The organism is Fulvimarina manganoxydans (genome assembly GCF_900176465.1).
Classification (GTDB): Bacteria; Pseudomonadota; Alphaproteobacteria; order Rhizobiales; family Rhizobiaceae; genus Fulvimarina; species Fulvimarina manganoxydans.
Genome location: NZ_FWXR01000016.1, coordinates 1 through 14,532, shown reverse-complemented (window position 1 = coordinate 14,532; position 14,532 = coordinate 1). Strand labels below are relative to the sequence as shown.

Here is a 14,532-nt window from a genome sequence, read left to right as displayed (position 1 = left end):
TGTCCCGGATGGTCTCACCATACGCCACCGCTCAACGAACCGCAGCCGGGTGAAAAGGCACCGTCACCGTCATACCGGTTACCAATCCGATCGAGCGGCTTAACGGCGAGATAAAGCGGCGTACCGATGTCGTCGGGATCTTTCCACACGCGAAGGCCATCACCCGGCTCGTTGTAATTACCCACCCCCTTGCCGGCGGACCGGTTCTCTGAATCCATACGGTCATGGACCGGGATGATCTCAATCGGCTTTCGAAGGACGAATTGATCGATCTGGTGCTGCGGTTGCAGCGCCCGGCGAAGACGTCTCGCACGTCGTCCAAGCCGCCTTCGATGGACCGCAAGGAGCGGCGCGAGAAGGCGAGGCCGGGCGGTGCGAAGCCTGGGCACGAAGGCAAGGCGCGGGCGATGAGCGATCGGTTCGATCGGCTGTTTGAGCATCGTCCCGACACATGCCCATGCTGCCAGTCCCCTCTCTCAGCCGATCTTTCCGCCGAGACGGTCAGCGAGCACGAGAGGGTCGATCTTCCGGAAGTTCGCCCTGTCGTCGAACGTCATAGGCGGCTGGCCGTCGTCTGCCCCTCCTGCGGCGAGCGGGTCACCGCGCCGATCCCGGAAGCGGTGAAAGGCACGCCGTTCGGGCTGCGGCTTCATGCGGTCGCGACGTATTTGAAGACCTTCCAGGCCTTTTCCTATCAGCGGCTTCAGGCTGCGTTCCTCGACCTCTTCGGGCTCACGATCAGCCAGGGTGGGCTGATGAACATGCTTCAGCGTTCGCAAGCCGCCTTCGCGCCGCAGCGGGACGCGGCCATCGCCGTCCTGCGCCGAGCCGACGTCGTGGTCTCCGACGAAACCGGCGTCCGGATCGAAGGCTGCAACGCCTATTCCTGGGTATTCGTGAGCGACGATGCCGTCGTTCATCGCGCCGCCATGACCCGTGGCGCGGTTGTCGCCAGCGATCTCATGGCTGGTCATCGGCAGAAGGTCTGGTGCTCGGATCGCTATTCGGCCCAGCAGGGACACGGCCAGTCCCATCAGACATGCCTGGCCCATCTTGCCCGCGACGCAGCCTACGCTGTCGAGGCGAGCGACGACTTCCTGCCCGTCCGCCTGAAGCTGTGGCTGGGACAGGCCTTTGCCCTGTCGCATCAGATCAAAGAGGCGGCCGCCTCGACCATCGCCGCCAAGAGGAGAGCGTTGGAGCGAAGTCTGGCTGCCATTCTGACGACGCCAACGGCGTGCGATCTGTCAGCGGCCCTCATGCGCAAGATCGCCAACGCCCGCGATCAACTCCTGACTTTCGCCGATCATCCCGGCGGCGTCGCGCCGACGAACAACGCCTGCGAACGGGCGTTGAGACCGGCCGTCATCCAGCGCAAAGTCACCAATGGCTACCGCTCGAGATGGGCCGCCTACGGTGAGGCTGACGTCAGAACCGTTGTCGATACGGCAAAGCTCACGGCCAAAGCCAATCCGTTCGCAACGATCCTCTCGACCGTCAGCGCATAAGTCGGCGCTGAATAAGGGGTGGGTAATTACGGCTCGTTGGCGCCATTCTCATGGAGCAGAACGAGGAATGGGCTGTCCAGCAATCGAGATACATAACGCTGGAAACGCTCCCTCCCGTCTGCGATGATCCCATCATTAGCCTGCCTGCTGCATGGCAGGCTAATCAGCGCGACGCTGCCGCGATCCGTGAGGCCAAACGTCAGCTACACCACACTGTGGAACACAATCCCTACTTCTCTAGGAAAGCGCGATCCATGGAGTCTCGAACGGGTTTCATGAGATACTCAAAAAATGTCCGCGACGACGTTTGGATGAAAACGTCGGCAGGCATTCCGGGGGTAATCTTAAGCTTAGCAATCTTCCGGCGATCCTCGTCTCCGAGCTCAATTCGCGCGACATATACGTCTCCGGCGCGGCCGGCGCGGGGATCGGGAACCGTGTCGGCTGATAAGTAGACAAGCTTTCCAGTGAGTTGAGGCGTTGTACGTTGGTTGAAGCTCATCAAGCGAATTGACGCTTCCTGTCCGACATGCACATCGTCGATGTCATGAGGATCGACCACCGTCTCGATAAGCAGATTTTCGCGATCAGGCAGAATTTCCGCAATTGTTCCTCCGCTCTCGATCACGCCCCCAGACGTATGATAATTAAGCTTTACGAGTATGCCTGACACGGGCGAGCGTATCTCGACACGCTCAAGTACTGAGCGCGCATTCATCAACTGCTCTCGAATGTCGTCCGTTTCAGCGAGGACCGATTGTATTTCGTCGGCTGCTTTCTGACGATATTCTTTGTGGACCAGCTCAATCTGGCCATCGAGACGCTCGATCTGGCTTGAGAAATCGCCGATATCGCTTTCGAGCTTTCCGATGAGTCCCTCAGCTTGCGCTCCTGCCCGTTCAATCGTGAAAAGATCCGATCGTCGATAAAGACCTTGATCAAACAAGCGCTGCTTACCGGCACGTTCCTCCGCGATCAGCGCAAGCTGCCGTTCGGCGGCGGCCTTCTGGGCCATGGCACCTTTGAGACGGGCCTTAAGAGAGTCGCGATTTCGCTCGATCACGGCAATAGAGCCCTGCAGCCCTGCAAGATCGGCCTGAAAGACACTTCTCTGAGCTGCAACGATGCGATTGCGCTCCGTCTGGTCCTCTACCTCGGCGGTGACATTCGAAAAATCCACGTCGACAGTTCCAAGCATCATGGCCTGGAGCCGTGCGCTCTTGGCATCGAGAAGAGCCAAGCGCAACGAGAGCCGGCGCACATCCATCTTCGGCCGGGTTTCGTCCAAGAGAACGAGGTTCTGTCCTTCTTGAACATGCTCCCCCTCCTCGACGAGGATTCTGTGGACAATGCCGCCTTCGAGGTGCTGCACCTGCTTGTTTCGCCCCGTGACCATGAACGAGCCCGGAGCAACGATCGCGGCGGACAAGGGCGCGGTTGCCGCCCAGGATCCGAACCCGCCGAAAATGATTACAACAACGACCGTGCCACCAATGACGGCACCGCGGATCGAACGAGGAACGTCCTGGTACCATTCTTCCACGTGAAGCTTCTTCGTCATGCGCTGACGCCTTCCGCCTGGGAGTTCGCTTGAGGAGGTGCGATCTTCGTGCGCCCTGTAAGAACGTTCAACATTCTCGCACGGTCGCCGATCGCCGCGATCGTACCGTTCTCGAGCACCATGATCTTATCGACGTGCTGGAGAAGCGAATGCCTCTGCGTAATCGCGACGATGGTGGTTCCCCGATCGCGAGCCTTGCGCATGGCGTCCGCAAGCGCTCGCTCGCCGGCCGTGTCGAGATTGGAGTTCGGCTCGTCGAGGATCACAAGACGAGGATTGCCAAAAAAAGCCCTCGCCAGCCCGATCCGCTGCTTCTGGCCACCCGATAACGGTGCACCATCAGCAGCGATCAGCGTTTCGTAGCCTTGAGGGAAAGACGCCACCAGTTCGTGGATGCCGGCAAGCGCGGCTGCTTCGAAAATGTCCTCATCGGAGGCGTCCTCTCGCATGCGGGCAATATTGGCTTTGATGGATGCGGGGAAGAGTTGGACGTCCTGGGGAAGATATCCGATGTTCTCACCGAGTTGGCGCTGGTCCCAGTTCCGCAGATCCATCATGTCAAGTTTTACGTTTCCGGCGGTCGGAGCGAAACTCGCCACCAGCATCTTGCCGAGGGTCGACTTGCCCGCGCCGGAAGAGCCGATCACGCCCAGTTGTTCTCCTGGCTTGAGCGAGAACGAAATGCCGTTGAGGATCACCTTCTTCGTCGTTTGTGGGACGTAGAGAAGGCGATCGACATCCAGCCGTCCATTGGGAGACGGCAGTCGGAGCCGGTCGATGTTGAGGGGCGAATTAATCAGCAGGCCGCTTATGCGCGCCCAAGCCGTGCGGCATTGAGACCAGTGCCGCCAACCCTCGATCGTCCCCTCGACCGGCGCCAGAGCGCGGCTGGCGATGATCGAGGACGCGATGACCATCCCACCGGTCAGATGACCGTCGAGGGCCAGATGTGCCCCCCATCCCAGCATCGCCACCTGGGTGACGAGGCGCGTGCCTCGGGAAAGGCCAGAAAGCCAAGTGTTTCGATCCTGACCGATCGTCTGGGACTTCAATGAATGAGCGTTGTCGCGCCCCCATAGACGGACAGCCTCAGGGATCATGCCGAGCGCATTGACGATCTGCGCATTGCGGGCAAGCGAATCGAGGGTGAGATTGGAGCGTGCGGTGAAACCGGCTGCATCCGCAAAAGGCATCGCCGTCATTTTCCGGTTGACCCAAGCGATACCCAAAAGAAGAACGATCGCGGCACAGACGATCAATCCCAGTTGAAGATGGATAATAAGGACCGTGACCACAAAGAGCGGCGCGAGGGGCGCATCGAGCATCGCGATGAGCGTCGGCCCGGTCAGGAAGCTGCGGATATGCTGCATGTCGCCCAGGACCTGAAAGTCTTTCCCCGTTCCGCCGATGGCATTGCGGGCGGCGGCGGACAGGATTGGTGAGCAGAGCGTCGACTCCACTTGAACGGCAGTCCGCATAAGGATGTTACGACGGTAGCTGTCGAGCAGGACCTGCCCAATAACAGCACCCAGTACGACGATCGTCAGCATCACCAGAGTATCGGTGGAGCGCGATGTCATCACGCGGTCCGAAATCTGAAAGAGATAAAGGGGAACCGCAAGAACAAGGACATTGACGAGTAGCGTGAAGAAGATGACGACCGCCATGTTCCGCCGGATGCCCTGCCGGGCCACGTGCAAGGCGAGACGAAAATTGACCGACGTTTCTTTCGCTGCCAGCGGCGGCTCGCGATCCAGCGACGCTGCCTGCCCGGTGGCGCTCTTCTCACGGCGTCGATCCGGCGCTCGGGTCGAAGTGGGCGCCACACTTTCCGATTTTTCCGGATTTGCGATCACGAGCGAGTGTTCGCGGTGGGGCCGCTCAGCCGCTTCCGCCGGCTTGTTTTGTTGCTCGGAAACCCTCGCATCGACCGGCTTGACGGTCGGTTTCTCTGCGTTCGCCAACCTTTCGATGCCAGATGGCTCCCGCCGTGGATCGGGCTCCAAGGACCCTATGGCCTCAAGATCCTGGTTCCCCTCCCGTTTTGCATTGCGCACGGCCTCTTCCATCTGCCGCATGATGCGCTCTTCCTCTTTGCGCATGGCTTCGCTCGGCCGGAGCGTCGTGTGGTTCGGATCACCATCCATAAGGCGCTACCTCTTACCCAATGCTCAAGCAGTCATGCCGCTGAGACCGTCGTAGTGGCCGGCCGCGAAATCAGATGCAGACCAGTGATGTTGGGGGGAATGCTCTTCGTCGCTCTCATCGTCCATCGTCGTGAAGGCGACGATTTCCGGAACGAGCTTGCTGGTGTCGAACTGGCGAACATCTTCGAGGGTATCAGCGACCAGTTCGGCCTGAGCCAGCATGGATTGTGAGTAGTAGGAGCCGTCGAGATACCGGTCGACGGCGACGTCATCGACATCCAAAATGGTCGCAGAATTTACGACGGCGTTTTCCCCCGTCGAAATGCGCCAGTCCAGGAAGCGATCTTGTGAGAGACCGTCCGCAAGCCGTCCCGCGACTTGAAGGCTGTCGGAATCGTCCAGAATGGAAACCTGATCGACCACGTTGAGTTCGTACACGTCACCGTCGAGGAAAAGGACCTTCAGATCCGAATGTCCGAGAAAGGACAGTGCGGGTCCAGTTCCCTCGCCGGCGGGCTGGCCGGTCGTCACCCGATTGACCAGATCACGCATGTCTTCGCCCATAGAGGAGAAGTCCAGCGTGCCGTAATTGATGATGGCGCCGTCATTGGCGACGAGATTGCCACCAGTCTTCGCGGACAGGCCCCTTCCAATGGGACTGTCGATCCAGTCCGTATCCGAGAGGACCGCGATCTGCCGCAGATAATTGCCCTCGAAGACACTTCCGCCGATGACGACGATGTCGTAGCTCCCGAGGAGATCGGTCACGTCGAAGGTCGTAAGGGAGGAATTCCCCCCGACGGTGAATGTCGCCTCATGATCGACGGCGGACAGGACCACGCTGTCACCGTCGAACACGGTATGCATTTGGACCATGTAGTTGACGATCTTCAGATCGGCATGAACAGTCTCGACCGTATAAGTGACGGGGAACGGGAACGTCCCCTTCGACACTTCGATGTCTGCCATCCGGTCGATGCGTTCAAAGCTTGCATGATTATAGGCGGTGTCCGCCAATGTCTCCACGCCGCCGACGGAGACCTCAGTGCCCGAGCGCAGGATGACCTGTGAGATCGAGTTCGTCTCGTGCCAATCGCCAAGCACGACCGAAACGGGCGCAAGCATGCTGTAGTTAGAAAGAAGAGTTTCGGCAACGACCACATTGTTGCCTGTCGAAAGGGTGGCTCCACCGTCCTCGCGCGCGAACATGTCGCGCATCGCCTGGATGAGTTTGCCGGTCTGCGGAACCTCTTCTGGATCGATCTGCACGCCGTTCAAGTAGCTTCCGGCATGTTCGGCGAGTGCCGGGTCGCGCCCTGCCCCTTCCGAAGAGAGGGTCAGATCGCTGCGCAAAGCCTCGATCGTGTCAGGTTTCTCCGGAACCGGCGTGAATTGCGGTTCGGCTGCGACCATTTCGCGAAAGCTCTGCGCGATCGAGTCGATAAATGTCGCCGCGGTTTCGTCGGCGCCTCCCATCGTGAGGATGTCCCGGTCGTCCAGAAAGGCTGATTGCTCGTACACAGAAAGGATCGAACCGAGCGTTCCGGACTTGTGAAGCATCTCGTAACCGTATTCGGGACTCCCGTTCGACGGTTCGGGCATCGGCGGTGAACTGATCGAGTGATGCGGATGACCATAGGCCCTGACCGCATGAACATTGACTTCGATCTGTTCAGGACCGGCGATTCGTTTCGTGAAGGCTGGAACGATGTCAAAGCGGTCGTTCTCAAAGGCAATTGTCCAGTCTGACAGGCGTGACTCAATGAAACCCTCTACATGGACGTCGCCGAGAGTTCCGACCTTTGACAGGATGAGATCGCGGGCAGCTAGGGTGTCGCCCTCAAGCTCAGGATCCACCCACTGATCCAGATAGGCAGTGAGCCGCATCCCGACGAAATGATAAATAATCTCTTCGGTGGGTGAGAGGAGCATGGTCCTGAAGTCCCGATCCGAGGCCTACATGCACGGATCCGGGGACGGACACACCGCCCCCGGAACAAGTCGTGTTACAGATGATCAGGAATGATCGCCGTAGACGTCTTCGGCATCACCACCACCCACGACAGTCATATCGACCGTTGTGTACTGGACATTGGCGCCAAGAGCGATCGACTGTGTGAAGGCCTCGTGGCCTGCCGACACGCCGGCTGCTGCGTCCGCCGAGGCCTCGATGTCCGAGCCTGAGCCGGTCGTCGAGATCGCACCATTGTCGGTGCGGGCGTCCCCACCGTCATTGCCACCTGCCGACATGCTCCAGTCGCCGCTATCCGCCGCCATGCTCAGGCTGACATTCGGGCTCGACACGGTGTCCTGATCGTTCATTGAGAGGGCTTGATCGATCGAGAAGGCGTTGCCGTCGCCAATCATCCCAATCGACCCGTTATTGGCAAAGAGACCGTCGCCTCCAAACTCACCCATCAGGCCACTGATATCTCCCGTCATTCCCTCGATGTCGATCAGGTCGTCATCGGAGTTGAAGGAGTTCGCCCAACTCTGATCCGCAGACTTGAACGAGTCCGCAATGTCGACGGCGAGATCGAGACTTGCATCGGTCTGATTGTAGCTGCCTGTCGTTGTCGAATTATCCGAACTGTCGTTGAACGAGTCCGCCAGATCCACTTCAACGGTCGTGTCGTTGGAGTTGTCCGAGCTGTCGTTGTTCGAGTCGGCAGTATTAACCGAACTGTCCGAATTGTCGTTCAAGCTGTCGTCGATATCGACAGTAACATCCGTTGAATTATCGGAGTTATTGTCATTCGAGTCATGGGTGGAGTTGTCGGAATTGTCGTTCAACGAATCTTCGATGGCGACATCCAGCTTGGCTGAGTTGTCGGAATTGTCGTTGCCAGAATCGGCGACATTCAGCGAATTATCCGAGTTGTCGTTGAAGGAATCTTCGACCGCAAGGTCGAGGTCCGTGTTGATCGAATTGTCAGAACTGTCGTTCCCGGAATCATTGACGGAACTGTCCGAACTGTCCTTAAAGGCATCGGTGACGGCAAGATTGGTGGAGTTATCGGTATCCTCATTGAAGGAATCCTCAATGCCGACGTCCACGTCCACATCCGTCGAACTGTCGTTGTTCGAGTTCGCCTGCGACTGGTCGTTGAGAGAATCCTCGACAGCGAGATCAAGATCCGTATCGATCGAATTGTCCGAGTTGTCGTTGAGCGAATCTTCGACGCCGACATCCAGATTACCGGAGTCGTTCACTGAGTTATCGGAATTGTCATTCAGTGAATCCTCGACACCGACATCGAGATTGCCAGAATCGGTGACGGAGTTGTCGGAGTTGTCATTGAGCGAATCCTCGACGGCAACATCGACATTGGTGTCGTTGCTGCTCGAGTTGTCGTTCTCCTGATTGTAGCTGTCCTCGACCGTATTCGTATTGTCGGAATTGGCGTCGAAGCTGTTCGTCTCCGTGACCTGACTGTTCTGATAGGCGTCACCGAGGAGGGCGGCATTCAGATTGCGATCGTTGTTGTCGACTGCCATTGTGATTCTCCATCTGTTGGGCAGCCGCGTCGTCCATCCAATATCTAAAGGATCGGCACAAAGCGGCTCTTGGTTTTTTTGCGTTAGGGTATCAATAGAACCGGACGAGATTATTCCGACACGAATTACTTATGTCGACCGGTTTTTACTTGTCCAAGGAAACCTGGATTGCCTCTATTCGAAACCTTTTCTCGATATTGGCTCCACTACTCTGCGCCAACGCAGAGTGCGATGTCTGTCAGGAAGATTCCTATTCCTGAGGGGAATTTTCTGACACGATTAGATAATGCTGCGACGCAATATAGATTTAGGGCTGATATCATGCCAATGAGCGAATGTAACGAGAGACAAACTGTTCCAGTTGCCGAGGTTTATCGCGCCATTGGGGCGTTGTGTTGTGCTTTCTCGAACAACGAAAGCGTGTTGACGCTTCTAATTGAGAAATTGATGATTACGGATCGAACAAGTGCAATACTTGTTTTTGGAACTCTTAACACCACAAGAGCGAGGATTGATCTCACGCGCCGCTTGGCTCGAGCGCGCTTGCGCCGGGCTCCTTGTCTGCTCCGGCAGACGGAGAAGCTTCTATCAGGCCTAGAAAAGGCGACGCGCATGCGCAACGAAACCCTTCACGCGATGTTTGTCTATGACGAGAAAGGAAAAGACATCGTCGAAACCCAGGCCATGCGGATCGACGAGCGACGTGGCGACGTGAGCTATGGCAAGTCACGCCCAATGGATCGAGACCGCATTGCCTCGATCGATCGTGAAGTTGAGCATCTTACGGAATGGAATCGCATCATGTGGATCCACTTGGCAAGCGTAAGCAACTTCGTTTCCGGCAACGCCTCAATGGGCGGTAACGAACCAACCGACATCATGGGCGAATCGAACGATGTCAGCTCTTGACTGCAGATTCAATTTCGCAGCGCCCCGCGCCTTATAGGTTTCGACCGATTTCTGGCTAAGCTCAAGATCACGCGCGATCTCCTTCGCACTGAAGCCGTAAGCGATCCTTTTTAAAACGTCGACTTCTCTTTTTGTCACACGGATTGCTTCGTCGACGACACTCATGGGATCGTGCTTGCCGGGCGCGCGATGCCCTTTGCCAACGAGCCGAGGCACGAGGGCCGGATCAAGATAATTCTCGCCCGCAGCGATCTTGGCCACAGCCTGAGCGATATCGCTCGGAGGAGCAGAGGAGAGGAGATATCCGGCGATGTTACATTCAAAAGCTTGCTTTACAATATAAGGCTGGTCGTAAGCGCTGATTACAAGGATGGGGTAGCGTCTCGCAATCGTTCGCGCCAAGCGAAGGCATTCGTCTGGGTCAATACCGGGCCGGGATACATCGACAAGAATGCCGTCGACCCCACGAGTATTGATCGATCCGTAGGCTGCTTCCACACTTGTCGCTTCGACCAATTCAAAATTCGCAGTCGACTCAAAATTTTCTAGTATTGTTTTCAATCCAAAATAAAAACACGGCTTTTGCGTTATCGAAAGAATTTTTAGGTGCCCGCTCATGCTCGCCTCCATTCCGAAGTTAAGTATATGCTCGCAGGGTTCAAGTCTCGTCAGAGCAGAAAAAGGCGTCGAATGGCTCGCCAAGAAGCAAGATCAATTGGGCTAAATCGACAGATGTACGCGCGGTTTCGAACCAAAGCGCGCCGGCCTGTACGAGACCTCTCCTTTATGCCCGTCGCTCGAAAGCGGCGAAGCGAATGGGAGCGTGCGATCTGACGGATGATGCGCGGAGCGAAAACGAAATAGCGCTGCGTCTGTGCTTCGAACTGACAGGAGGTCGGTGGAGCTTGACGCATCCACGGCATGATCAGCGCGAGAACGGTACGCGCATTCAAACGGGAGATGATGTCGGTGCCGAGCGCGATGCGGCCAGACCGCAATTTCTCATCGCCGCGGCGAGCGATTCGTTTCCGCCAGCGAACCATTGGCGTCCCGCCGCGCAAGACGCGGCGTTGCGTGATCCAATATTGTTGATTCAGGGTAGCGGCGCTGGCTTTTTCAAGGCCGGATCGCGAGCGAAAATCAATCTCGTCACAAAATTGCGATAGCATAATAACCATTGTCTTCATTCGCCGTCGGAATTTATGATCGTGGTGATGGAAGCATTAATCGCAGCGGCTATCGTTGCCCTAGGTTAAGCTTCGAAACAGGAATGGAGAGCGTAGAACTGCGGAACGCAAAGCGGCCACGGCCTCATTCCGGCGGATCAGGTGATGGCCGGCTAGGTTCGGCGCGAAAACCAACAGCGGAGCAGAAGTGGTTTTATGGGCTGCCGAGCGATCCTTGCCGCATAGCAGACGGTCCGACGGATTTGCTCCCGCCCAACCCTCTTCCATTTAGCGCATCTCAGAACGCGAAACGGATAGAGGTTTGCGCCTCGCAATGCGTATTCCGATCAAAAATGCCGTTTAAGTTGAATTTTTCCAAAGATGAACGCGCGGTTTTCGCTCATTTTTTGGCCACGCCATAATCGAAACAACATTTGTCCCAAAACGATCCAGCACCGCTAAAGGCAGGTAGCCTTATAAATGCCGACAATTGTCGCTGTGCCTCAAATGGGTTTGCAATCTGTCGCCCATACACTCGTATTCAAAGGTAATATGAAGGTCGATCTAGAGGCGCTGAATGGGACCTGTTCGCGTATCCCAAGTCAATGAATGTCAGTAGGAATCTCAGTTCTAGAATGGTCACGCAACCCTGCGCTTAATCGGCAGGAGTATCATTCGATCATCAAGAAAGCTTCTTAAAGAGGTTTAGAAACACTCGCGCAGCTGGACGAAAAACGAGAAAACGTGACGGCAGGACAACCTTAGCGATTATGGATATCGAATGAGCTTCGAGGATTGGCGAGAACGCCGATCAGCCCATTCGATCCTCGGTCGGTTCGAGGCAAAAACTGTCAGCCGCATGTCCAGGGCGCGATGATAAAATCTGCTGGAGATGCAATGAGCACGAATTCCGATCACTTCGATCTTTCGAATTGGAAGATCACCTTACCCGTTGATAGCAGCGGTCGCACGGACGGCACCGCTGTCGAGGTCCAGGGGCTCGAGGGCTATGAGGACCCTCGCTTTTTCTACGATAGCGCCGACGGCGCGATGGTCTTTCGCGCAAGCACCGACGGTGCGACGACGTCGGGGTCAAAATACCCGCGAACCGAACTTCGCGAGATGAAGGGCGACGAGCGGGCCGCTTGGGATCTGAAGCAGGGTGGAACGCTTACCGCCACCTTGAAAATCGACGAAGCCCCAATCGTCAACGGAACGCCCGGCCGCATCATTGTCGGGCAGATCCATGGCAAGGCTGATGAACTGGTTCGCTTGTACTGGGAGAACGGCAAGGTCTATTTCAAGAACGATCAAGCCGGCTCGAACAACAAGGAACTGCGCTTCGACCTGACCAACGATGCGGGCGAGAACCCGGACATATCGATTGGAGAGAAGTTCTCTTACAAGATCGAGGCACGCGGCGACAAGCTGGTCGTCGAGGTTCACACGGACGGACAAATCTACAAATCCGTTAGCGACATCAACGATGTATGGCAATCCGACCAATTCTATTTCAAAGCCGGCGTTTACCTAGGTGTGAACGATAGCCAAGGGTCCGGCGTCGGACAAGCATCCTTCTACGGACTGGATTTCGGTCACAAACCCGGGGAAGGTCTAGGCGGCTTGGTTGACTACACGGCCTCCGAACAAAATGCGAGACCTCAGCCCGAAGATCCGCAGAAGGAAGAAAGCTTCTCCCCGGATGAAAGCGGAACGAACGAACAGGCCGATAAGAGCGGAACCGAAAACGCGAAGGATCCCACCGAGGCGGACGATGGACAAAGCCAGGTCGGCGTGAATCTCGGCGGCACGGATGCGGCCGACACGCTTCAAGGCACCCGCGGCAGCGACAAGCTCTACGGCCGTGAAGGTGACGACATCATTCGTGGCGGGGACGGGAACGACACGCTCTGGGGGAATGGCGGCGCTGACCTTTTGGATGGCGGTGTTGGCGATGACTGGCTCAAAGGTGGAGACTCGAGCGATTCCTATTACTTCGGCGCCGATCATGGACATGATACGGTTCATGAGTTCCGGACATCCGAGACGCTGATCTTCGATGACGACCTCTTCGGATCGAAAGAGGACTTTCTTGCCGCGTTGAGCAAGACGCCAGACGGTATCCGGCTCGTCACGGGCGACAACTCAAGCATTCTCTTCACCAAATCAACGATGTCGGAGGTCCAGTCGGCGTCGATCGTGATCGCCCATTCAGCCGAAAGCAGCGTCAAGGAAGTCGCCTTTCAGATGATCGAAGATACATCGATCATTTCAACGTCCGAACCGGAAACAGAGATCCCGGAGATTGCCGAGCCGATCCTGGTATCTCAACCCCAACCCGACACGGTATCGCCCAAGGTCTCGCACGAAGACGCCATGGCGAACGGAACGTCCGCCGATGACGTGGTCGACGGGACGGACGCGTCCGACGTCCTGAAAGGTCGGGCTGGGGACGACGCCCTGTACGGCTTTGCCGGAGACGATACGCTTTTGGGCAACTCTGGAGACGATATTCTCGTCGGCGGCGCCGGAAACGATTGGATCAAGGGTGGAAACGGCGCGGACACCATCATCTTCACCGGCGCGCATGGCGCGGACATCGTCCACCAGTTCCGAAGCAACGATACGCTCATCCTTGAAGGCAGTCGCTTCGCGAACGCTCGGGAAGCCAAGGATGCGTTGGTTATGACGGATGAGGGCATCGAACTGGCGACCGCCAACGGGGCTTCCATTCTGTTCACTGGAACAAGCATGAACCATCTGCAGAATGCCGATTGGATATTGAACTGATCGGCAGAGCTTCCGTGAAGAACCGGGGTGGGCCGTCTGCCACCGGGCCGCTACGACCCCGTCCGGCAAATCAGTCGGACGGCTTGGCCAGAACCATCCATCAGCTGAGCGAGGATATCGACCTTGAATGGGTCGATATCGCCCATACCGGCGGACCTTTGAAGCCATCGGTTTCATGGGTCCGTCCGCAGCCCTGACAGGACTGGAGCTCATAAGTACCCTGGTCCGCGCATGAGAGCGAAACGCGATAAATCGGAATCATCGTTTCGCTCTAAACCTTTGTTTTGCCGCATGATATGATCGAAAAAATCAAGCAACCTTGCCGCATCATCGTAAGCGTCGTCCTACGCCACGACGGCGAGGTTGACTTTCCGCTTGAAGGTCCACGGCATGAGCTCGTCGATCGCGCTGTTGGGATGGCCATCGACGATGCAGGTGATGACGGCGCTGAGATAGGCGTACGGATCGACGCCGTTCAGCTTGCAGGTTTCGATGAGCGAGGCGACGACGGCCCAGTGCCGGGCGCCTCCGTCTGAATCGGCGAAGAGCGCATTCTTGCGCGTCAGCGCCAATGGGCGGATCGAGCGCTCGATGGTGTTGTTGTCGATTTCGATCGTTCCGTCACCAGCGAACCGGCAAAGTCCCTCCCATCGCGACAGGGCATAGCGGATCGCCTCGGCGAGCTTGTTCGGCGGGCCGATCGGGTCACAGGCCCCGATCGGCGTTCACCGCCTCATTCTGGCTGATCAGGGCGAGTTTCTCGCGCAGGAAGGCTTCGAGCGCGTCGAGAAGGGGACGGCTCGTCTCCTGCCGAACTTTCCGACGCTCGTCAGGAGACCGGCCGCGGATGGTGGTCTCTGACGTTGCCCCCAAGTTTTATCCAGCCGAAAGTTCGTTTCCGGCGGTTGGGTTGCTTGGCTGGGCGGGGTGAGCGACGGGCGGCGGCGCGGAGC

General features: G+C 57.2%; 9 protein-coding genes and 3 pseudogenes. 5 read left to right on the top strand and 7 right to left on the bottom strand.

All coding sequences use genetic code 11. The features are described 5' to 3' along the window. Nucleotides 1–71: 71 nt before the first annotated feature. From B9A15_RS15685 to B9A15_RS22640, 3 genes and pseudogenes are all read left to right on the top strand, one after another. Nucleotides 72–173 (top strand): annotated as a pseudogene (locus B9A15_RS15685) (transposase); the annotation flags it as partial. A gap of 51 nt (nucleotides 174–224) precedes the next feature. Further along, the gene (tnpC, locus tag B9A15_RS15680; protein ID WP_084411422.1) at nucleotides 225–1,508 is read left to right on the top strand and encodes an IS66 family transposase; all 1,284 of its coding nucleotides are present in this window, start codon (nucleotides 225–227) and stop codon (nucleotides 1,506–1,508) included. A 29-nt stretch (nucleotides 1,509–1,537) separates the two neighbouring features. Further along, nucleotides 1,538–1,660 (top strand): annotated as a pseudogene (locus tag B9A15_RS22640) (IS256 family transposase); the annotation flags it as partial. A 77-nt stretch (nucleotides 1,661–1,737) separates the two neighbouring features. Here the strand turns inward: B9A15_RS22640 and B9A15_RS15675 are convergent. The 4 genes from B9A15_RS15675 to B9A15_RS15660 form a co-directional block, all read right to left on the bottom strand. Continuing rightward, on the bottom strand, nucleotides 1,738–3,069 hold the full coding sequence (locus tag B9A15_RS15675; protein ID WP_084411420.1) for an HlyD family type I secretion periplasmic adaptor subunit: 1,332 nt from the start codon (nucleotides 3,067–3,069) through the stop codon (nucleotides 1,738–1,740). Beyond that, nucleotides 3,066–5,216 (bottom strand): type I secretion system permease/ATPase, encoded by a 2,151-nt coding sequence (locus tag B9A15_RS15670; protein ID WP_084411418.1) that lies wholly within the window; start codon nucleotides 5,214–5,216, stop codon nucleotides 3,066–3,068. Before B9A15_RS15670 ends, B9A15_RS15675 begins: the two co-directional genes overlap by 4 nt. Before the next feature lie 24 nt (nucleotides 5,217–5,240). Continuing rightward, nucleotides 5,241–7,148, bottom strand: a complete 1,908-nt coding sequence (locus B9A15_RS15665; RefSeq protein WP_084411416.1) for a hypothetical protein — start codon at nucleotides 7,146–7,148, stop codon at nucleotides 5,241–5,243. 84 nt (nucleotides 7,149–7,232) lie between these two features. Beyond that, entirely contained in the window at nucleotides 7,233–8,714 is a 1,482-nt protein-coding gene (locus B9A15_RS15660; RefSeq protein WP_084411415.1) for a midas domain-containing protein, read from the bottom strand. A gap of 231 nt (nucleotides 8,715–8,945) precedes the next feature. Between B9A15_RS15660 and B9A15_RS22635 the strand changes: the two genes are divergently transcribed. Continuing rightward, on the top strand, nucleotides 8,946–9,623 hold the full coding sequence (locus B9A15_RS22635) for a hypothetical protein (protein ID WP_139798431.1): 678 nt from the start codon (nucleotides 8,946–8,948) through the stop codon (nucleotides 9,621–9,623). On the opposite strand, the gene B9A15_RS15655 is transcribed toward B9A15_RS22635, so the two are convergent. Then, complete coding sequence (locus tag B9A15_RS15655) at nucleotides 9,564–10,241, bottom strand: response regulator transcription factor (RefSeq protein ID WP_170923327.1); 678 nt, start codon at nucleotides 10,239–10,241, stop codon at nucleotides 9,564–9,566. The two genes, B9A15_RS22635 and B9A15_RS15655, sit on opposite strands and share 60 nt — an antisense overlap. Nucleotides 10,242–10,291: 50 nt before the next feature. Next, the gene (locus B9A15_RS15650; RefSeq protein WP_139798429.1) at nucleotides 10,292–10,810 is read right to left on the bottom strand and encodes a hypothetical protein; all 519 of its coding nucleotides are present in this window, start codon (nucleotides 10,808–10,810) and stop codon (nucleotides 10,292–10,294) included. 774 nt (nucleotides 10,811–11,584) lie between these two features. On the opposite strand from B9A15_RS15650, the gene B9A15_RS15645 reads away from it, so the two are divergent. Continuing rightward, a complete protein-coding gene (locus B9A15_RS15645) occupies nucleotides 11,585–13,579 on the top strand; it encodes a polysaccharide lyase family 7 protein (protein WP_139798428.1) in 1,995 nt (664 codons plus the stop codon). Between the two features lie 344 nt (nucleotides 13,580–13,923). On the opposite strand, the pseudogene B9A15_RS15640 reads toward B9A15_RS15645, so the two are convergent. Further along, nucleotides 13,924–14,437: pseudogene (locus B9A15_RS15640) on the bottom strand (IS66 family transposase); the annotation flags it as partial. Nucleotides 14,438–14,532: the final 95 nt, after the last annotated feature.

Coding starts and splice junctions, on each gene's coding strand:
- tnpC (WP_084411422.1), top strand. CDS start 225: ATGGACCGGGATGATCTCAATCGGCTTTCGAAGGACGAATTGATCGAT.
- B9A15_RS15675 (WP_084411420.1), bottom strand. CDS start 3,069: ATGACGAAGAAGCTTCACGTGGAAGAATGGTACCAGGACGTTCCTCGT.
- B9A15_RS15670 (WP_084411418.1), bottom strand. CDS start 5,216: ATGGATGGTGATCCGAACCACACGACGCTCCGGCCGAGCGAAGCCATG.
- B9A15_RS15665 (WP_084411416.1), bottom strand. CDS start 7,148: ATGCTCCTCTCACCCACCGAAGAGATTATTTATCATTTCGTCGGGATG.
- B9A15_RS15660 (WP_084411415.1), bottom strand. CDS start 8,714: ATGGCAGTCGACAACAACGATCGCAATCTGAATGCCGCCCTCCTCGGT.
- B9A15_RS22635 (WP_139798431.1), top strand. CDS start 8,946: ATGTCTGTCAGGAAGATTCCTATTCCTGAGGGGAATTTTCTGACACGA.
- B9A15_RS15655 (WP_170923327.1), bottom strand. CDS start 10,241: ATGAGCGGGCACCTAAAAATTCTTTCGATAACGCAAAAGCCGTGTTTT.
- B9A15_RS15650 (WP_139798429.1), bottom strand. CDS start 10,810: ATGAAGACAATGGTTATTATGCTATCGCAATTTTGTGACGAGATTGAT.